19 protein-coding genes and 1 pseudogene are annotated in these 17,316 nt (G+C 53.2%); 15 read left to right on the forward strand and 5 right to left on the reverse strand.

Going from position 1 to position 17,316, the window contains the following annotated elements; genetic code table 11:
• Nucleotides 1-108 precede the first annotated feature (108 nt).
• Complete coding sequence (locus tag GFB49_RS20215) at nt 109-600, reverse strand: GNAT family N-acetyltransferase (protein WP_194269429.1); 492 nt, start codon at nt 598-600, stop codon at nt 109-111.
• 305 nt (nt 601-905) lie between these two features.
• On the opposite strand from GFB49_RS20215, the gene GFB49_RS20220 reads away from it, so the two are divergent.
• The 6 genes from GFB49_RS20220 to GFB49_RS20245 all read left to right on the forward strand — a co-directional run bounded on the left by GFB49_RS20220 (nt 906) and on the right by GFB49_RS20245 (nt 6,108).
• Nucleotides 906-1,400 carry a P-loop nucleotide/nucleoside kinase family protein gene (locus GFB49_RS20220; RefSeq protein ID WP_343032654.1) on the forward strand — a complete coding sequence of 165 codons (495 nt, stop codon included), beginning with the start codon at nt 906-908 and terminating at the stop codon, nt 1,398-1,400.
• Between the two features lie 247 nt (nt 1,401-1,647).
• Entirely contained in the window at nt 1,648-2,505 is an 858-nt protein-coding gene (locus tag GFB49_RS20225) for an RNA polymerase sigma factor (protein ID WP_153217996.1), read from the forward strand.
• A 168-nt stretch (nt 2,506-2,673) separates the two neighbouring features.
• Entirely contained in the window at nt 2,674-3,066 is a 393-nt protein-coding gene (locus GFB49_RS20230; RefSeq protein WP_194269430.1) for a YybH family protein, read from the forward strand.
• Nucleotides 3,067-3,721: 655 nt separating this feature from the next.
• Nucleotides 3,722-4,249 carry a DUF2199 domain-containing protein gene (locus GFB49_RS20235; protein ID WP_153218000.1) on the forward strand — a complete coding sequence of 176 codons (528 nt, stop codon included), beginning with the start codon at nt 3,722-3,724 and terminating at the stop codon, nt 4,247-4,249.
• Between the two features lie 726 nt (nt 4,250-4,975).
• Nucleotides 4,976-5,287, forward strand: coding sequence for a transposase (locus GFB49_RS20240; RefSeq protein WP_153218002.1), 312 nt, complete (start codon nt 4,976-4,978; stop codon nt 5,285-5,287).
• Entirely contained in the window at nt 5,287-6,108 is an 822-nt protein-coding gene (locus GFB49_RS20245; protein ID WP_153218004.1) for an IS3 family transposase, read from the forward strand. The genes GFB49_RS20240 and GFB49_RS20245 overlap by 1 nt, the downstream gene beginning before the upstream one ends.
• A 338-nt stretch (nt 6,109-6,446) precedes the next feature.
• Here GFB49_RS20245 and GFB49_RS20250 read toward each other — a convergent pair whose 3' ends face one another.
• The 3 genes from GFB49_RS20250 to GFB49_RS20260 all read right to left on the reverse strand — a co-directional run bounded on the left by GFB49_RS20250 (nt 6,447) and on the right by GFB49_RS20260 (nt 9,414).
• The gene (locus tag GFB49_RS20250; RefSeq protein ID WP_068240815.1) at nt 6,447-7,376 is read right to left on the reverse strand and encodes an NmrA family NAD(P)-binding protein; all 930 of its coding nucleotides are present in this window, start codon (nt 7,374-7,376) and stop codon (nt 6,447-6,449) included.
• A gap of 44 nt (nt 7,377-7,420) precedes the next feature.
• Nucleotides 7,421-8,437, reverse strand: coding sequence for an alpha/beta fold hydrolase (locus GFB49_RS20255; RefSeq protein ID WP_153218006.1), 1,017 nt, complete (start codon nt 8,435-8,437; stop codon nt 7,421-7,423).
• A gap of 569 nt (nt 8,438-9,006) precedes the next feature.
• A complete protein-coding gene (locus GFB49_RS20260; protein ID WP_068240812.1) occupies nt 9,007-9,414 on the reverse strand; it encodes a hypothetical protein in 408 nt (135 codons plus the stop codon).
• 97 nt (nt 9,415-9,511) lie between these two features.
• Between GFB49_RS20260 and GFB49_RS20265 the strand changes: the two genes are divergently transcribed.
• Complete coding sequence (locus GFB49_RS20265; RefSeq protein WP_068240811.1) at nt 9,512-10,327, forward strand: LysR family transcriptional regulator; 816 nt, start codon at nt 9,512-9,514, stop codon at nt 10,325-10,327.
• A 135-nt stretch (nt 10,328-10,462) separates the two neighbouring features.
• On the opposite strand, the gene GFB49_RS20270 is transcribed toward GFB49_RS20265, so the two are convergent.
• Nucleotides 10,463-11,014, reverse strand: coding sequence for a TetR/AcrR family transcriptional regulator (locus tag GFB49_RS20270; protein ID WP_068240810.1), 552 nt, complete (start codon nt 11,012-11,014; stop codon nt 10,463-10,465).
• A gap of 114 nt (nt 11,015-11,128) precedes the next feature.
• On the opposite strand from GFB49_RS20270, the pseudogene GFB49_RS20275 reads away from it, so the two are divergent.
• The 8 genes and pseudogenes from GFB49_RS20275 (at nt 11,129) to GFB49_RS20310 (ending at nt 17,070) form a co-directional block, all read left to right on the forward strand.
• Nucleotides 11,129-12,330 (forward strand): annotated as a pseudogene (locus GFB49_RS20275) (acetyl-CoA C-acyltransferase).
• A 16-nt stretch (nt 12,331-12,346) separates the two neighbouring features.
• The gene (locus GFB49_RS20280) at nt 12,347-12,856 is read left to right on the forward strand and encodes a PaaI family thioesterase (RefSeq protein ID WP_153218010.1); all 510 of its coding nucleotides are present in this window, start codon (nt 12,347-12,349) and stop codon (nt 12,854-12,856) included.
• Nucleotides 12,853-14,016, forward strand: a complete 1,164-nt coding sequence (locus GFB49_RS20285) for an MFS transporter (protein WP_153218012.1) — start codon at nt 12,853-12,855, stop codon at nt 14,014-14,016. The genes GFB49_RS20280 and GFB49_RS20285 overlap by 4 nt, the downstream gene beginning before the upstream one ends.
• A gap of 247 nt (nt 14,017-14,263) precedes the next feature.
• Nucleotides 14,264-14,821 carry a TetR/AcrR family transcriptional regulator gene (locus GFB49_RS20290; RefSeq protein ID WP_246149859.1) on the forward strand — a complete coding sequence of 186 codons (558 nt, stop codon included), beginning with the start codon at nt 14,264-14,266 and terminating at the stop codon, nt 14,819-14,821.
• Nucleotides 14,822-14,838: 17 nt separating this feature from the next.
• Nucleotides 14,839-15,717 (forward strand): SDR family oxidoreductase, encoded by an 879-nt coding sequence (locus tag GFB49_RS20295; RefSeq protein ID WP_153218016.1) that lies wholly within the window; start codon nt 14,839-14,841, stop codon nt 15,715-15,717.
• Nucleotides 15,718-16,050, forward strand: a complete 333-nt coding sequence (locus GFB49_RS20300) for a putative quinol monooxygenase (RefSeq protein WP_068240800.1) — start codon at nt 15,718-15,720, stop codon at nt 16,048-16,050.
• Nucleotides 16,043-16,732, forward strand: coding sequence for an SDR family NAD(P)-dependent oxidoreductase (locus tag GFB49_RS20305; protein WP_153218018.1), 690 nt, complete (start codon nt 16,043-16,045; stop codon nt 16,730-16,732). Before GFB49_RS20300 ends, GFB49_RS20305 begins: the two co-directional genes overlap by 8 nt.
• A gap of 77 nt (nt 16,733-16,809) precedes the next feature.
• Nucleotides 16,810-17,070, forward strand: a complete 261-nt coding sequence (locus GFB49_RS20310) for a putative quinol monooxygenase (protein WP_153218020.1) — start codon at nt 16,810-16,812, stop codon at nt 17,068-17,070.
• Nucleotides 17,071-17,316: the final 246 nt, after the last annotated feature.

Consider the following 17,316-nt stretch of genomic DNA (forward strand, 5'->3'; position numbering starts at 1 on the left):
GGCCGGACACATGACTGCTTCTGACAAATGCACAAATCAGATCAAAAATGTCTTGCTATGCAGGAGCCATCCACACAAGCCATTCGCGGCGTGTCACACGAGCTACCGCTATGAGAGACGGGGCGATCCTTCAGTATTCAGCCTGTATTTGAGAAATGTTGAACCGCCAAATTCGATCTCGGCGACAAATGTCGCGCCAGGCCGTTTAAGCGCACCGAGACTTTTACGTGACGGTGGAAGCAGAATAGTTACGAATGGGATACGTTCGTCGGCAACAGCAAACTCGATTGCTCTTCTTGAGATGCGCAATCCAAGTCCAAAAGACATTGGCTTGAGAACCAGCCCATAGTCCCATTCATCTCCTTCTTTTTGGAAACCTCCCCACCCGACGTATTTGCAGTTTTGCATGATAGCCCAATGGCCAAGGCCGTCGCGGTTCCAGCACGCCTCTTTGGTTGCGACGAATTTGGCCATAGCGGTGTCATCCCATTCGAATGTCAACAAAGGCATATGCTCAGCAACACGGGGATCGGACATATGAGCTATGATCTCTGTTGGATCAACCTCGGTCAGTCTGGTGAAGGTTATGTCATACTTCATCGGGGTATCCATCTGAGGCAAGCTGGCAGTTCCTATACGTGAGCGCTCACTCCTAAACAACGCAGATAGTTCTCGGAACGCTGAACTCACGTGTTTGATGCTCCGTTTGCTGGGACTACTTGGGGCAAGGGGCCAGAAGCTTTCGTTGTGATCGCATCCCCAAGACTGTGCTACAATGATCGACATTCGTCCCTCGTTGGTGGCACATTTTCCTGCACGCAATGGATGGCAATCCTACCCGAACAATTTAAAACAGCCTTGAAACGGAATCACTGATTGGACGGACCCTGCCCACGATACACATCATAGAAGGTCCTGTTGGTGCCGGGAAAACAACCTACGCTAACAGCCTCGGGGCCGAACGTTCAACGCCGCCCCTTGTGCTGGTTTCCTGGCTCGCCAACTTGTTTCTGGCTGACCGGCCGGAAACCGATCTCTGGGCATGGTATGGTGAGCGAAAACGGCGCTGCTCCACCCAGATCATGTCACTCGCGCACGGGCTGGTGAAACACGGCCAAGATGCAATCGTAGAGCTTGGCCTGATAAAGGCTGAGGATCGACTGAGTCTTTACAGCGCAATGGAAACGGAAAACCAAGCCTACACAGTGCATGTTCTTGATGCCACTCGCGATGAGCGGCAGCGCCGCGTCCGCAAGCGGAATAAGGAAGAGGGTGAGACCTTCGCAATGCTCGTCAGTGATGAAGTCTTTACTCTAGCATCCGACCTCTGGGAGCCTGTTGGTCCAGAAGAAATGCGCGGGCGAGAGGCCAACTTCATTCATGTAAACACAGACGGATAGCACGGCATTGGGTGGGAAGGTTTTAGTTCGGCCAGAAGTTTAGGCTTCCGAGACTGGATTGTTGGCGATGGCCATTTGAACCAGGCCATTTGCAACAACAATGGCAGCGCCCCGTGCAAAGTTGGGCTGGTTGATGCCGCGTCAGCAACAGTGTTTTCGTCGCTCACTTTGAATTAGTTGAAAAAACCGGTCACACATTCAGCTTCAGAATTGTCTAACTCTGTAGACGAACCAATTGAGGTTGAGCATGGAACGGAACATTCATGAATCTGTGAAGTTAGCGCAAGGCGGTGACAAAGCGGCTTTGAGCGAAGTTGTGTCACATATTCAGGACACTATTTTCAGGCTGTCCATTCGAATGCTGGCCGATTTCACGGCAGCCGAGGATGCCACGCAGGAAATTCTGGTTCTGGTAATCACCAAACTCAGTCAGTTTCGGGAGGACAGTCGCTTTTCAACTTGGGTGTACCGAATTGCAGTCAACTATCTGCTGACCGCTAAGAAAATTCGGGCACGGGAATTCGGACTGACTTTCGATGAGTACGGTGAAGATCTGGAAAATGGTCTGCAGGATCACGAGGCAACCGATCCAACTGACACAATCATGTACAACGAGTTGCGCGTCGCTTGCACGATGGCAATGTTGCTCTGTCTCGATATCAACCACCGCATCGCCTATGTGCTTGGCAGGGTGTTTGAGCTGGACCAATCCGAAGCGATCAGAATTCTGGATCTGCCTGCCGCAACCTATCGCAAGCGGCTTTCGCGTGCATCCGCGAAAGTAGAGGCCTTTACGGCGCAAAAGTGCGGTGTCGTCGCGTCGAACACAGCCGCCTGCAGCTGCCCCCGCAGGCTGCCGCGTGCTCTGGAGATGGGGTGCGTGGGGCCAGAAGCCGAGCTGACCCGCAGCGGGGAATCCGGACCAAGCTACGACGATGTCATTCAAGAAGTGGCGCGGGTCGAAGACGGGCTACAAGGGCTTTGCGCCCAAAGACTTGTTCCAGCCTTCAAGAACCCAAGAGACTTCACAGAGAAGCTTGAGCAGATTTTAACCATCCAGGCGGGCAATCCAGCTGCCCCTGATGATATCCCCACGCCGCCCTAAACTCACGGAACATGCGGTATCCACCGGTCGATTGACCAAATCCCACCACCGAAAGGACTAAACATGCAATTTCGGCTATCCCGAAGTCAGTTTCTGGCGTTCGCACTGTGTGCCTGCACCGCAGGCACAGCATTTTCATCCCCCGCACTAGCAGAAGAAAGAGCCCCTATGAATAAAGAACAAACCGCCGTCCTGAACGTAATTGAGACGATGACATCTTCGTTTGCCAAGGCCGATATCGACGGCGTCATGGACACCTATGAACCCGATGCAATGATCATGTTCGAGCCCGGCGTTGGCCTGAGTGACGAAGCCGCCATCCGGCAGGGATTCACCGAGTTTGCATCAATGAACCCTAGCTTTACCTACGGGGAACATCAGGTCATTGTTGCAGGAGATATTGGTGTTCACATCAGCCCTTGGCAAATGAAAGGGACAACACCTGATGGGGCCGCTATGGAAATCGGAGGGCTGTCAGTTGCCGTTCTACGCAAGCAGCATGATGGCAAGTGGCTTATGGTGATCGACAACCCATATGGCGGCCAGCATCTCTCGAACTGACTGGCTTGAGCATCGTGTGGCGGTACGAAACGCAATGTTCGCCACACTTTAAACGCCTTTGATAACGAACGCGTGAAAACAAATAGCGATTTCTTGAGAGTGATCATGGAACTTAGCTGCTAACAAATATCTGACTACTACCAATGTTTCAGCCTTCGTTAGCAGGAGAGATAGGAAAGCAATGGCATCCCTAGACTTCATATATCCCGATGCCGTGATTCCGGAAAACGTGGGGAAACACCCGGCTTCGTAACAGGCCGGCGGCGGCTACGTTTGGGATGAGGTCCTGGAATACCGGGTTTGGTGCTATCCTCGGAACGGCGCGGCAGATATCGAGGACGGCTGCGACTACTACTATGCCTTTGTGACATTTCTTGAGGCAAAGGCCTTTGCTGAGGCAACAAACGGTGCAAACGACCCTTTGGCACTTATACTGCAACAAGAATACATCGAAGAGCTCCGCGAAGGGGAGTACAGGCACATCAAAGAGAAACGCGTTACAGAGTGGCCCGTCGCTTTTCTGCGCAGACCAAAGCGCACTCCGAACACTATACCCGACTTTCTTGCGGTAGATGCGCCAGTCAACCGGTTGGCAATCTTAAGAGGTGAATGATGGTTTCCAACCCTTACAACCTATCGGCCTGAAGGGTACAAGATGACTTCTTCTGAGCGTGTATTTGAATATACCTGTGTCTGCTGCGGTATTCCGTGCAAAGGGACCCCAGCTTTCGGTTATGATATGCCGATCGAAGTCATGGACATCCCAGAAGACGAACGTCTCGAACGGGTTTGGCTAGACGCCGATATCTGCGCGATCGATGATCGCCAATTCTTCGTGAAAGGGTTACTCGACATTCCGGTTCAAGGCGTCAAAGAGCCGTTGAGCTGGGGCCTGTGGGTCACCCAAACGGAGGAAGAACTGAATGCATATGAGGATACCCGTGGGTCCGATCGAACCGGTGTTGTGACCCGAGGCCAGATAACGGTGACAATGCCCGGATATCACTGTTTGGACCAGAGCGGGAAGAACCATCGGCTGAGTTGCGAGCTGATCGGCCAGCCTTGTGGCCTCCGCCCGATCATTAACCTGCACCCTTCAAAACACATTCTCTATCGCGACCACAAGTTTGGTATCAGCTGGGATAGGGCCATCGAACTTGTCGCAAGAGTACCGCATCATTAACCAGTATAGCGTTGCAGCGTTTCAAGCCTGAACTGGCCAACACCATAGGTGTTTCGAACTGAAATTGACCGAGCGAGCAGGACATATGGAACTCTCAGAACTAGTCGCCGAAGCGCACAATCACTTTGCTGCACAATTTTCAGGTTTTGTGCCTTTGAGTATCGCTGAACGGATCGACATCTAAGTGCTTTGACCAATGGCAGTGACGTTTTTCGTTTCATAGCAGTCGTACTCGCTGATCCGTCAAATGGCTGCGCTCAGCCCAACGTTTCTCTGATCTGCGACGCAGCCAATGTCAGCATAGACGATTGTCCTGCTGAATGACTGAATCGAATATTTCGAATACCTGCTTAGCCAGAGGCGTGCCTATAATGTCTTCGCGGCTCATAGCAGAACCAACAAGTTCGCTAGATGCGATTGGGCGGTCGTTTGCATTAATCACTGAAATTCCGGGGACGCCTTCAGTCTCAAAGTGAACTAGGGAAATTGCACATCGATCATTCTTGGTAGCTCCATCGCCCCAAGCGCCGTAGATCAAATCAAAATTTGCGGGATGGTCTTCAAGGGACTTACCTACTGTCCAATGAAGGAAGTAACTTGCGACCGTAGCTCCATCGGTTTCATGGACGTAGCCCCAAACAGATCGAGATTGACTACCGCAGCAGTCGCAAAAGTCTGTATCGACCCAGCGGAACCTGCTCATGCTACAAGGAGTAAAATGTAGCCATGAGTGATACGATGACAGCAGTCAAAAGATGGACGGCCAAGCGGAAGTCAGCGCTGGTTGTTGAGATAATTCAAGGCAAGACAACCGTTGCCGAAGCCAGTCGGACCCATGACCTGGCACCATCAGAGATCGAAACTTGGGTCGAGGACGCAAAGCGGGGAATGGAGAACGCCCTCAAAGCGAACCCGCTGGACGTACGTCAAGAATACGAGAAGCAGCTCAAAGACCTGCAAGAGGCCTATGGCGAGGCCATGTTGGAGCTCAGAGCGCGAAAAAAGTTGCAGGCCCTCATGGAGCGGGAGGACGAATGATGATCCGGACGCTTCATGAGGGCCTGCGGGCAGATGGTGACCTTGTCTCGATCAGCAAACTCTGTGCCTGGTTCGGCGTGCCCCGACGGACTGTGTACTACAAGCCGAGTAAATCTGCCCCAAAACTGAACGACAAGTTCGTTATTCCCATCAAAGCTATGATCGAAGAAAATCCTTCATTTGGGTACCGGACCGTCGCATACCTTCTGGGGTTCAACAAAAATACGGTGCAGCGGGTCTTTCAATTGAAGGGCTGGCAGGTTCGGAAACGGCCAACAGGTGCCCGCCCTCGTATCCAAGCCCTGCCATCTGTCGCGAACCGCCCTAATGAACGATGGTCGACCGACCTCGCACGTGTCTGGGGCGGTAAGGACGGCTGGTGTACGATTGCCTTGGTTATGGACTGTCACACCCGCGAACTGCTTGGATGGCACCTATCTCGATCCGGAAAGGCGATCACTGCTGCATCCGCCCTTGAACACGCTCTCATCGCGCGCTTTGGCACCCTAGGAAAAGTAGAGGTGCCCTTTCTTCTGCGCAGCGACAACGGGCTGGTTTTTACATCTCGCAAGTACACGGCTCTGGTAAAAAGTTATGGCCTTCAGCAGGAGTTCATCACCCCACACTGCCCACAACAGAACGGCATGATGGAACGATTGATCCGGTCTCTGAAAGAACAGTGCGTACACCGACAGCGGTTTGAGAGCCTTGCCCACGCCAGCCGTGCGATCGGTGACTGGATACAGTTCTACAACAACCGCCGCCCTCATCAGGCCCTTGCAATGCGCACGCCTGTCGAGGCATTCAAATTAGCAGCTTAACCTGAGCAGGTTCCGCTGGGTCGATACAAGTCTTCGCTCTCTTCTGTTGGTTCGACTTCAAACATCATTTTGGCTTTCGTGACCTAAATTCGAGCTGAGCATAAAGCGGACAAAAAATCCATAAATGGCAACGGCAAAAAAGTTCGCTCCCTACCAGTTCATGCAGCGCGCAGCGAAGGTAGGGAATGCTCTATGATACGATACCGCCCCAGCCGGAGCAGCCCCCACTGACTTCGGAACAGCCGCGGCGGCAGTGTTGTTGGAATTGCTGCGCCTGTTAACAGAAAGCTCCGCCAGCTTAGTGCATGTCTCAGCACACCACTAGATGGGTTTCGGGCCTAGGGGCGTCGGAACATGTCCAAATTCTCCCGATAGAAAGCTTCCAAAGATTGCGCTGGCACACCCGTTACGTCCTCAACGGTTGTATTGACCCCGCCAAACATGCCTTTGGCGTAATCCTTGGCCACTTCTGTCAGATGTTGCGCGAGAAAGTCGATTTCAGTCAGTTGTCCGATCAAATCTGCATCGGAGGCGTCGGGGTGCATCGTTTGGATCTGTTGTTTGATCGGAACGCAGAAATCAGTGGCGGATATCTGCTGAAAACTAAGATCCCTTCCGAGGACCTTCCCCAATTCAGTAACCATCTCTTCAGGTGCCATTTCTTTGCGCCCTACAAGCGTATAGGTTTTGCCACTGTGCAGATCCGGTGACGCAAGTAGTGCGGCAATAACACGACCTTGGTCCGCGCCCGTGATCGGTGCGTGAAATCCTCCGCCAAACGGCAAGTAGATCGTATCTCCGCGAGCAAGCATTGGGGCCGTTCGTGTCATCCATTCAGCAAAAAACGTGGGACGCAAATGTGTGACGGCAATACCAGAACGATCCAGAACTCGCTCTGCCAACCAATGCGCAAGTGCAGCTTGGCTGGTTGCATCTTGGCGCGCTGAAATCTGCGACATGTTTACGATGTATTGAACGCCTGCGGCTTGCGCCGCTTCCGCAAATTTCTCTGCGGCGGAAACCAGGCCAGGTCTAATGGGATAAACGAAGTAGGCTCTGTCAACGTCGGACAATGCTGCGCCAACATCTGCAGAATTTGATATGTCACCGGTGCAAATCTCAACACCCATCTGTTCTAGAGCTTTGGCGCGATCGTCCTTGCGGCGGACAAGAGCTCGAACATGGAGGTCTCCCCTGATCAAGTGTTTCAGTGCATGCCCGCCCGTTACGCCGGTTGCGCCAGTAATTAGAACATTCTTCTTGGTCATTGCTTCCGTATCCTTGTCTTTTTGAATTAAGCTCCAGGCGCCAGTCAGTTGGAGGAGATCCAATCCTTTAAGAGCTGGTTAAGCCGTTCGGGTTGGTCATGCTGGGCAAAGTGACCCGCGTCCGGCCAGACTGAGATTGTCAGTGGAGCAGAAACATAATTCCATGTGTTACTTAGGCCGGAAACCAACAAGAACGGGTCCTGCTGCCCAAAAGCAATCAGTGTGGGTACGGTGATTTGGGGCGGTTCCGTGTTAAAGGCTTTGTAGGGCCGTTGCGGGTATAGGGTACGATAATAGTTTAGCATCGCATCCAAATTGGATCTATCCATCGCCGCGTTGTGCCGTTCCAGATACAAGGGATCCGAAACCCATGCGCTAATTTGATCACGTGTGATCCCCGAGAGTGCGTTTGGGCCACGGAAGAAATCAACATATTGACTGGCTGCCTCTTGCGCGGGGTTGGTTGCAAGAGCATCCGCCATCGCCCATGGGTGTGGAATGTTTACGATCGCCGCGCGCGATATCAAATCGGGCCGCTGCATTGCAACATTCCACGCAACGAAACCACCCCAGTCATGACCAACCAAAGTAACAGGGCCATTTCCGATGTCCTTCACGACGGCCTCAACATCGGTGATCAGTTTTTCAATCAAGTAGTCCTCTGGATCTATCGGTTGGTCGCTTAGATTAAAGCCACGCATATCCATTGCGACGACGTGGTGATCTTTAGAAAGAGCCTCCATCTGACGCCACCACGTTAACCAATGGTCGGGAAAACCATGCAGAAAGAGAACTGTGTCTCCTTCACCCTTTTCGGCATAGTGAATCCGAACACCCGAGGTCGACACGGAATGGTGTGTGACACTGTCTTCAAAAGTGCTCAATGCGTCTGCGTGACTTTGTTGGCCCATCACCAGAACCGTGGTGGCAGCCACCAATCCCCACACGGTTGATTGCAGCCGCGCCAAAGGGGCGAGCGCTATCGCACTCGGGTCTAGTCGCCATTTCTTATAGATGGGCGTGGTTTCAGCGGTCATCGCGTCGGACATTTTCGTTGGCATCTGGACAACTCCTGTTGGTGAATATTCTACATTTAGATTATAGTTATAATCTATTCAAGTATTTTGATAAACCAACCGTTCCCCGCACAATGGCGTGTACGGCTTAACGGGTCTGGGACATGCCCATGAAGCGGGTCGAAGATCGATGGCATCGCATACGAAGATGCAGATGCACCACCTAGTCAGCACTAAACCCGTCCGAAATTAAGAGTCTATTGTGGGTTTGTCTTCGCTGTTGCCTCGCCATGACGCACCGAGCGACCGGTTTTGGAAGGAGTAGTCATATGCTCCGGGGAAAAGGGGCCGCATCATCACTGTTTCTTAACTAGCCAACGCACTCCACCCGAACCAAAAAGCGAAATGGTATGCGCATCTCCTGGAGGTGCGGACCGACGCAGCCTCAAGACCATTTCATCCAGAACTGACTCTGAACCTGTGTTGGGACCTTTGCACTGATCCTACAGACCAGGGGAAGAAAATTATGCCAAATCCGATCACACAGCTAACTCATTACGTCGACTAGTCGAGGCAAAGCGCGTTTCAGCGCTTTGCCCGTGTTTCAACGCCGGCTATATGTTATCAACGGTTGTGACTGTTTCCCGGAAATAGTCTAGAAGGCCGTCGGCCTCATGGGAAATAATATACGTCAGTGAGGTGACATCACATTGGCGCACTCCATAGAAAAACTGCTGATGGAAGCGGGTTAAATACCACCCCTGACCCAATGCAGATGTACTCACGTCAAGTGCTTTTGTGCCCTTCGGGAAAACCTCTTCAGCAAGGCGCCCAAAAAGGGCCATCAAAGCAGGGCGGGAGGTGGCTTGTTGCCAGCTGACATTTGTATCGTCGCGGAAATGGTCGATGCGAAAATCAATGTCTTCTGCCATGTGCTCAAAAAGCGAGGGGTCGCCGACGGTGAATTTTGCGATCACTTGTCCGATCACTGTGTCTTCGGATTTTACTGCTGTGGGGGTCATTGGGATGCTCCATTTTATGTTTTGGCACCCCAGATATGACACCCCTACGGATCAAAGGTAATTGCTATGCTTTCTATAGTTGGTATAGGTAAAGCATATGATTGAGCTAACCACATTGCGCTACTTCACCAGTGCCTTTGAAACAAAGACCTTCAGCCAAGCGGCGCGGGTGAATGATGTCAGCCAACCCACAGTGTCGGCGGCGATACAAAAGCTGGAGAACCGCTTGGGGGCGGTTTTGTTTCAGCGGTCAAAATCCGGATTAACGCCAACTCCCCTTGCGACCCGGCTTTATCATGACACGGTGGACAGTGTCGCGCATTTGGCCAGTCTTGATCTGCGTATGCAGAAAGAGCCGCACCAATTGGTTCGCATTCATAGCGCCCCTGATATGCTGCTAGAGGGGGTTGCGGCTGGCTTGAATGCATTGCGCCAGCGCTCACCCAATTTGATGTTTGGATTTACTGAGGACCCTAAAGATTGCGATCTTGGGTTTTTGTCGGACAGTTGCGTGCCCGCCGGGCATGATTTCATCCCTATGGCTGAGGAGCCTTTCCGCGTGGCATTCGGGCGCTTCCATCCGCTCGCCCAACTGCCCGAGATCCGGTTGAATGACCTTCGCGATCAACCGCTGATCCACCGACCCTATTGCCCAAATGCCGATCACATGGAGTTGGATGCAACCCGGTCCTTCGCGGCTGAAGCAATGAATGACGCGCAATTGCTTGATCTGGTGGCGGCGGGCCTTGGCGTCGCTTTTGTGCCGCTCTCGCATGGCCGCGCCCGTGATGACATTACCCTACGCCCTTTGACGGGCACCGATACCGGAACACGCAGGGTTGGTATTTCCCACCGCAAATCCGTCTTTGCGGCGACATTGGCGGACCGGCTTGCCAAAGTTAGTAATCTCTGACTGGCATCGAAGCGGTGAGTGGTCGAAATCACAAAAGCGACAACCACTGCTTTCCTTATGCGATAAGCGGCGCAATCATATGTGCTAGGTAAGGTAGATTTATAACAGAAGCGGGTCCGCGAAAATCCCGCTCGGTTAATTTGGCTTCTTGTCGGTCACTGCCGCAACGATTTCCGATTTCAGTGGATTGTCGCCAACGGCTCGGGCCAAGGTCAAGGCACCGACAAGGGTGCAAATCATCTTTAAAGATTCTGCACGCGTCATAGGGTCGAAGTTGCTTAACAAATCGAGAGATTTTTCGATTGCATTGGCAAACTCATCCTGCGTGTCCACACCGCGTCTCGGGGCCTCAGTTGCAAGTGTTGAAAACGCGCAGCCATGGCCGCGATGCCTGATGTGCTCGTTTGACAAATACCATTCCCTGAAGGCCTCCAAAGCAGTGCCGTCAGCTTTCTCCAAAACGTCGCGCCAAGCTTCTCTGTTTTGTTCGAGCGCAAATTCCGTCGCCTCCAAGGCGAGGGAATCTTTGCTGTCGAATTGCTTGTAAAATGCGCCGTTGGTCAAACCAGCCTCCTTCATCAAAGATGATATGCCAATCCCGTCAAATCCATGTTCACGGAACAGCTGTGCGGCCGCTTTGACAACGGAGGCCCGGTTTTTCTGGGCCGTCTCTTTGTTGACTCGCATTAGATAGGCTCCCGTTTCACATTTAGATTTAGATTTAGATTTAGAGCTAAATCTAAGCGTTGACATTTTAGATTACCACCATAATCTATATAGAAATTTGCTCAGGATTGAAACATGCAAAAAAACCTTCCCGATCCCATCGTCATCTGTGCGGCCCGGCGCACGCCGCTCGGGGCGTTCTTGGGAGCACTCAGCTCCTTGAGCGCTCCTGAGCTTGGCTCTACGGCGATTTCTGCCGCCCTTGGGGATGCCAAACTCTCGCCTGAACATGTGTCCGAAGCCTTAATCGGATGCGTGTTGCCAGGTGGCGTCGGGCAGGCTCCGGCGCAGCAGGCTTGCCGAGGGGCGGGATTGCCGGACTCTGTCGGGGCGACAACGGTAAACAAGGTCTGCGGATCAGGAATGAAATCGGTGATGCTGGCCCATGACCTTCTCGTTGCGGGAAGTGCGCGTATTGTCGTTGCCGGTGGTATGGAATCCATGTCCAATGCCCCGTTTATGCTGTCTAAAATGCGGTATGGGCATAAAGCGGGTCATGAACAGGTGCTCGACCATATGATGTGGGACGGGTTGGAAGATGCCTATGAGCCTGGAAAACCCATGGGACTGTTCGGCGAGGCTGCCGCATCTAAATACCACCTAACGCGCGATGCTCAGGATACTTTTGCAATCGAAACATTGCAACGTGCGCGTGCGGCAAGTCAGGGCGAGGCCTTTGACGCAGAAATCAGTCCCATAGAGGTTCCCGGCCGTGCCGGACCGATCACCGTGGACAAAGACGAACGCCCAGCGATGGTTTCACCAGAAAAAATCCCAAAGTTAAAGCCCGCGTTTGCAGGGAACGGAACTATCACAGCGGCCAGTTCTTCGGCAAATGCGGATGGCGCAGCGGCGTTGGTTCTCTGTCGGCGAAGCACCGCGGAAGCCGAAAGCAGCCAATTTTGGCCACGATAGCCGGCCATTCCACTCACAGCCAAGATCCCAGTTGGTACACAACGGCCCCAATCCCCGCGATCGAGACCCTCTTGGCCCGCGTCGGATGGGCGGCAGGGGATGTCGATCTGTTCGAGGTCAACGAGGCCTTCGCCGTTGTCGCGATGGCGGCGGCCAAAGACATTGGAATCCCACGCGAGAATTTGAACGTTAACGGCGGGGCCTGTGCGCTTGGCCATCCAATTGGTGCCACTGGTGCTCGGATCATTGTGACATTGGTTCACGCCTTGAGAAACAGAGGTTTGTCGAAGGGCATCGCTGCACTTTGTATTGGAGGTGGGGAAGCGACCGCCACTGCAATCGAAATCAGTCACAAAAGTTGAATGGACGGAAAAAAACATGAATACGGTTTCAGTCGAAGTGCCCTTGCCGGAGCTCGCCTATGGTTTGGCCCGTCCACAGGATATCACGCATCTGAGCGGGCTAGAAGTAATGCGCAACATTGTCGCCAAAGAGTTACCAGCGCCACCCATCGTACAAACCACCAAACAATGGATACATGAAGTCAGTGAGGGGCACTGCACTTTTCTCGGTATTCCGTCCGAAGCGTTTTTGAACCCGATGGGGATCATTCACGGTGGTTGGACGATGGCGCTTTTGGATTCGGCGTTAGGCTGTGCTGTTCAAAGCAGCCTGTTGCCGGGGGAGTTGTTCAGCTCCTTGGGGACGGAAGTGAAGTTCATTCGCCCGATCCGCGCCGACACCGGACAGGTGGTTTGCAATGCCCAGCTTGAAAACCGTGCCAACCGGACGGCAACTGCATATGGCCGTGTAACCGATGCCGAGGGTAATCTGCTCGCGACTGGCACGACCACATGTTTCATCAAACCGGTTGAAGCAAGACCATGATGCTTTTTGCCCTGATGTTATGTCCGTTCTGTTTTACCATGGGTGCCTTCGTCTTCTCTGGGCTTTTGGACCCGATGGCCCGTGACCTCGGTGTTTCAGTGTCCACTGTTGCGACGTTGCAATCGGCTTTTGCTATTGCTTGCGCGCTCTGCGGACCGCTGCTTGCCAAGTCCACCAGCAGTCTCAACCGCAAACACTTGTTGTTGAGCACATTGCTAGTCCTTACGGTGTCGAATTTGGCTTCTGCATTTGCCCTGGACTATCGGACGCTGTTTTGGCTGCGCGCGCTTGCAGGCGGGCTTGGCGCCTTGGCCTTTCCATTGGCAGTTACTCTGGCGACCCAAGCTAAAGCTCCAGAACTGCGTGCTCGGGCGGTGGCAACCGTATATGCTGGTGTCCCTTTCTCACTGATTTTTGGGGTTCCGGCCGGGTCGCTGGTGGGAACGGAGTTCGGCTGGGCGGCAAGCTTCGCGTTGACCGCAGCAGTTTGTGCTCTTGCACTCGGGTTTGTCTGGGTCAAGGTACCAGGATTGGGTGAGGTGGCGCAGGTTTCCGCTGGCACATCACCTGCCCCGATAAGCGGAGAGGCAAAAGCCTATTTGTTGATCACCTTCCTGACGTTTACATCAATGTTTTGTCTGGTTGGGCTTATCGGCCCAACAATCACTACATTGACCGGCTTTGATGGCCGCGGCATCGCAGCAATGCAGTTACTCGCCGGCGTGAGCGGCCTGCTCGGCTTAAGAATCGGCGCGCGATTGGAAAGCGATCGATCACCCTACAGTCTTACGCTCTTGTTTGGCGTCATGGTTGCCTCTCTTGGGATATTGGTCGGTCCGCTTTATTCTGGATTGGTGGGTTCGGCTGGTCTGGGACTTATGGCTCTGAGCGTCCTCCTAGGCCCTTTGGCCCAGTTTGCGATTGCCGCGATTGTGCAAACCCGGCTGGCTGTTTCAGCGGGGTCTGCAGCGACATTAGTTTTGTCGACCAACAGCTCCATGATCTATTTGGGTCAAGGGTTGGGCATAGCTGTGGGCGCCTACGCGCTGGACATAGCAGGACACGGAGCCCCGCCGTTGTCAGGAGCTCTGCTAGCCGCATTGGGAATCGCCGTTGCGGTCATCCTTGAGCGATCTCGCGTTCAAAACCAGCTGAGTTGAACAAGTGCTCGCTTAGAGGCAGGTTTACGCTTGCCTCCCGGAATCGATCAATTTGCGATATCTTTCTCAAGTTTGAGCGCTTTTCACTGCGTTGCCAGCAGGTGATTTAACGAAACCCGCTTCCTGAAAGGTGATAACGATAGTGTGAAGGGTCCCCGCTGTCAATTAATAAGAGACTGGTCTATTAATAATATGAAATCAGCCGGAGATAGCTAAATTGGCACGCCCAAGAGATGAGAACACACAGATGATAAATCGTGAGAGGCTCTTGGATGCGGGTGAGCATGCCTTTCGAAAAGCGAGTTTTTCCGAATGCGGGATCAATGATATCTTATCAAATTCAGGAGTCCCAAAGGGGTCTTTTTATCACCACTTCACATCCAAAGAAGCGTTCGGGATAGCGGTGGCTGATCGCTACAACGAGGCGCAGATCGCGGCGGCACGTGCCTGCCTAGAGGATCCATCGCTCCCCCATATTGACCGCGTGCGCCTATTCTTTGAGCAAGCACGCGCGGACATGGGGAAGCGTCAGTTCGCGCAGGGATGCCTGATGTGCAACCTCTCGACCGAGCTTGCCGACGAACGACCTGCATTTCAGGCCGCGTTGGACACGCATTGGCAGGGCATGACTGCCGTGTTGGCCAAGTGCCTGGACAATATTGAACTGTCCGAAATCCGGCTAGAGCATCTCACTCCGGCGCAAGCTGCTGACTGGCTAATGAACGCCTGGAGCGGAGCCTTAACGCGTATGAAAGCCAGTGGAAATGACGAACCGCTAGCACTCTTCATGCGAACAATTTTCTAAACTAAGGAACAGCGACAATGACAACCTCAAAAACAATTCTCATCACCGGTGCCAGCCGGGGAATCGGCCTGCGCACGGCCAAATCACTCGCCTCACGGGGTCACACTGTGTACGCGGGAATGCGCAATGTGGATGGTCGCAACAAAGATGCTGCGGTTGAACTGGCTGCATTCTCTGGCAGTTCAGGCGGTCGTATTCTTCCAATCGAACTGGATGTAACGAACGAAGCCGCGTGCAACGTAGCGGTTGCAATAATCGAAGCAGAAACCTCAATTGATGTGCTGATCAACAACGCGGGCGTTATGCCCGTTGGCCTGACCGAAGCTTACACGCTTGAGCAGGCCCAAGACCTGTTTGACGTGAACGTCTATGGCATCATGAGGATGAGCCGCGCGGTTCTTGGGCAGATGCGCAGCAGACAATCAGGCCTTATCATCAGCCTAAGTTCTGCTGCGGGTCGCTTTGGGATGCCATTTTTCGGGCTGTACTGCGCCAGTAAGTGGGCAATGGAAGCCTATTGTGAATCGCTGCACTTTGAACTGGAATCCCTTGGCATCGAGTCAATTCTGGTCGAACCCAGCGGCCACGGCACCGATCTGGTTACAACGGCCCCAGCACCAGCCGATACTGCGCGCGTTCAGGACTATGGAGACTTGGCCCAAGGTCGCGACCGACTTCTTGGAATGTTCCAAGGTATGTTTGACCAAGGGGACGCCAGCACAGACGCCAGCAACGTCGCAAACCGGATCGCGGACCTTGTGGACATGAGCGCACCGCGCCCGATCCGTACCCAAGTTGGCCACGATATGGGCGTTACTGCCGTTAACGAAGCGGTCTTGCCGATCCAAGACGAACTGATCAAAGGGTTGAAGCCTGTTTACATGGGGGAAGTGTAAATGACTGGAGAGCAATCCAAACTGTTCCTGTTCGCAGTGATCCAGATCAAGCCCGAGTATTTAGAAGAGGCCAAAGCAGCTTTGGACCAGATCATTCCACCTACTCTGGAAGAACCCGGTTGCCACGTGTTTGCGGCATTCACCAGCAAGGACAAGAGCAACACTTTGCATCTGTTTGAGTGCTTTGAAGATGAAGACGCCCTGAATTTCCACTATGCGCAGGACTACACGGCAAGTGTCTTCAAGAAATACGAAAACTGGTTAAGCGCCCCGGTCGAAATTACCAAAATGTCGGCCATCTCGCCAGTGTCCTGGGAGCAGTTCCATGGGTAAGGTGGCACTGATCGTTGGAGCAGGCCCCGGTCTCGGGGCCTCGCTAGCCAAAGCATTCGCGCAGGACGGTTATGATGTGGCGCTCGCTTCGCGGCGCTCAGGGTCTTTGTCAGAACTCAGTTCCGAGATTGGCGCAAAGCAGTACATCTGTGATGCCTCTGACGCCGAAAGCGTAGAAAATCTATTCACGCAAGTTGACGACGACTTGGGACCACCAGACTTGGTTATCTACAACGCGGGCGCATATACGCGCGGCCCCATTGCCGAACTTGATCTGGATGTCGTGCGCGCAACCTTGTCGGTGAACGGTTGGGGGGCACTGGTTGTTGCCCAAGCTGCGGCGCGGCGGATGATCCTTCGGGGCAGCGGCACAATGTTGTTTACTGGAGCGTCTGCAGGGTTAAAGGGGTTCGCGCAATCGGCACCTTTCGCGATGGGGAAATTTGCGCTGCGCGGACTTTGCCAAAGTCTGGCACGCGAGCTGGCGCCCAAAAACATCCACATCGCCCATATTGTTCTGGACGGTGTGATCTTTCGACCCGAACGCGGCGAACCATATGCAAACCCCGACACGGCGCTTCACCCTGATGAGATCGCCCGAACTTATCTAGAGTTGTCCCGTCAACATAACAGCGCATGGACATACGAAATTGAGTTACGTCCGTACGTTGAAACGTTCTGAACCAATCATCTACGACCCGTAACCGACCAAGTTGCCTCGGTATAGTGCCGCCTTCCCGCAAAATGAAAGAACACCACATGGCTAAGTTTACATTATCCCGCCGTTCATTCTCTCTTGGATTGGGTGCCAGAAGCTTAGCCGCAGCTTCGAGTGCTTTACCTGTATCGGCCAAGACTGGAGTGATCGACGATCAAACTAAACTATTCCTGTTCGGTGTGATCCCGATCAAGCCAGAACATTTCGAAGAAGCGCAGGCCGCTTTGGAGCAACTTATCCCACTCACTCTGGCAGAGCCGGGTTGCTTTTGTTTGAGTGTTTTGACGATGAAGACGCCCTGAATTTCCACTACGCGCAGGACTACACGGCAAGCGCTTTCAAAGAATATGAAAACTGGCTGAGCGCTCCTGTCGAAGTCACGAAAATGTTCGCGACCTCACCCGTGTCTTGGAAACAGTTTCATGACTAAAGCCGCGTCGATTATCGGCGCGGATCCCAGTCTCGATAGACCTGAACCGCCCCGGTTTTACCGGAGACTGTTAAGCTCGTATTTCAAGCTGCAATGTCGTCTGTTTTCAAGCCTTGAT

The organism is Tritonibacter litoralis (genome assembly GCF_009496005.1).
Taxonomy (GTDB): Bacteria; Pseudomonadota; Alphaproteobacteria; order Rhodobacterales; family Rhodobacteraceae; genus Epibacterium; species Epibacterium litoralis.

What these genes read in the sequence shown, in the direction of transcription:
- GFB49_RS20285 (WP_153218012.1), top strand. Translation starts at nt 12,853, where the DNA reads ATGATGCTTTTTGCCCTGATGTTATGTCCGTTCTGTTTTACCATGGGT.
- GFB49_RS20265 (WP_068240811.1), top strand. Translation starts at nt 9,512, where the DNA reads ATGATTGAGCTAACCACATTGCGCTACTTCACCAGTGCCTTTGAAACA.
- GFB49_RS20280 (WP_153218010.1), top strand. Translation starts at nt 12,347, where the DNA reads ATGAATACGGTTTCAGTCGAAGTGCCCTTGCCGGAGCTCGCCTATGGT.
- GFB49_RS20295 (WP_153218016.1), top strand. Translation starts at nt 14,839, where the DNA reads ATGACAACCTCAAAAACAATTCTCATCACCGGTGCCAGCCGGGGAATC.
- GFB49_RS20260 (WP_068240812.1), bottom strand. Translation starts at nt 9,414, where the DNA reads ATGACCCCCACAGCAGTAAAATCCGAAGACACAGTGATCGGACAAGTG.
- GFB49_RS20255 (WP_153218006.1), bottom strand. Translation starts at nt 8,437, where the DNA reads ATGCCAACGAAAATGTCCGACGCGATGACCGCTGAAACCACGCCCATC.
- GFB49_RS20245 (WP_153218004.1), top strand. Translation starts at nt 5,287, where the DNA reads ATGATCCGGACGCTTCATGAGGGCCTGCGGGCAGATGGTGACCTTGTC.
- GFB49_RS20305 (WP_153218018.1), top strand. Translation starts at nt 16,043, where the DNA reads ATGGGTAAGGTGGCACTGATCGTTGGAGCAGGCCCCGGTCTCGGGGCC.
- GFB49_RS20235 (WP_153218000.1), top strand. Translation starts at nt 3,722, where the DNA reads ATGACTTCTTCTGAGCGTGTATTTGAATATACCTGTGTCTGCTGCGGT.
- GFB49_RS20310 (WP_153218020.1), top strand. Translation starts at nt 16,810, where the DNA reads ATGGCTAAGTTTACATTATCCCGCCGTTCATTCTCTCTTGGATTGGGT.
- GFB49_RS20225 (WP_153217996.1), top strand. Translation starts at nt 1,648, where the DNA reads ATGGAACGGAACATTCATGAATCTGTGAAGTTAGCGCAAGGCGGTGAC.
- GFB49_RS20230 (WP_194269430.1), top strand. Translation starts at nt 2,674, where the DNA reads ATGAATAAAGAACAAACCGCCGTCCTGAACGTAATTGAGACGATGACA.
- GFB49_RS20270 (WP_068240810.1), bottom strand. Translation starts at nt 11,014, where the DNA reads ATGCGAGTCAACAAAGAGACGGCCCAGAAAAACCGGGCCTCCGTTGTC.
- GFB49_RS20215 (WP_194269429.1), bottom strand. Translation starts at nt 600, where the DNA reads ATGAAGTATGACATAACCTTCACCAGACTGACCGAGGTTGATCCAACA.
- GFB49_RS20250 (WP_068240815.1), bottom strand. Translation starts at nt 7,376, where the DNA reads ATGACCAAGAAGAATGTTCTAATTACTGGCGCAACCGGCGTAACGGGC.
- GFB49_RS20290 (WP_246149859.1), top strand. Translation starts at nt 14,264, where the DNA reads ATGATAAATCGTGAGAGGCTCTTGGATGCGGGTGAGCATGCCTTTCGA.
- GFB49_RS20240 (WP_153218002.1), top strand. Translation starts at nt 4,976, where the DNA reads ATGAGTGATACGATGACAGCAGTCAAAAGATGGACGGCCAAGCGGAAG.
- GFB49_RS20300 (WP_068240800.1), top strand. Translation starts at nt 15,718, where the DNA reads ATGACTGGAGAGCAATCCAAACTGTTCCTGTTCGCAGTGATCCAGATC.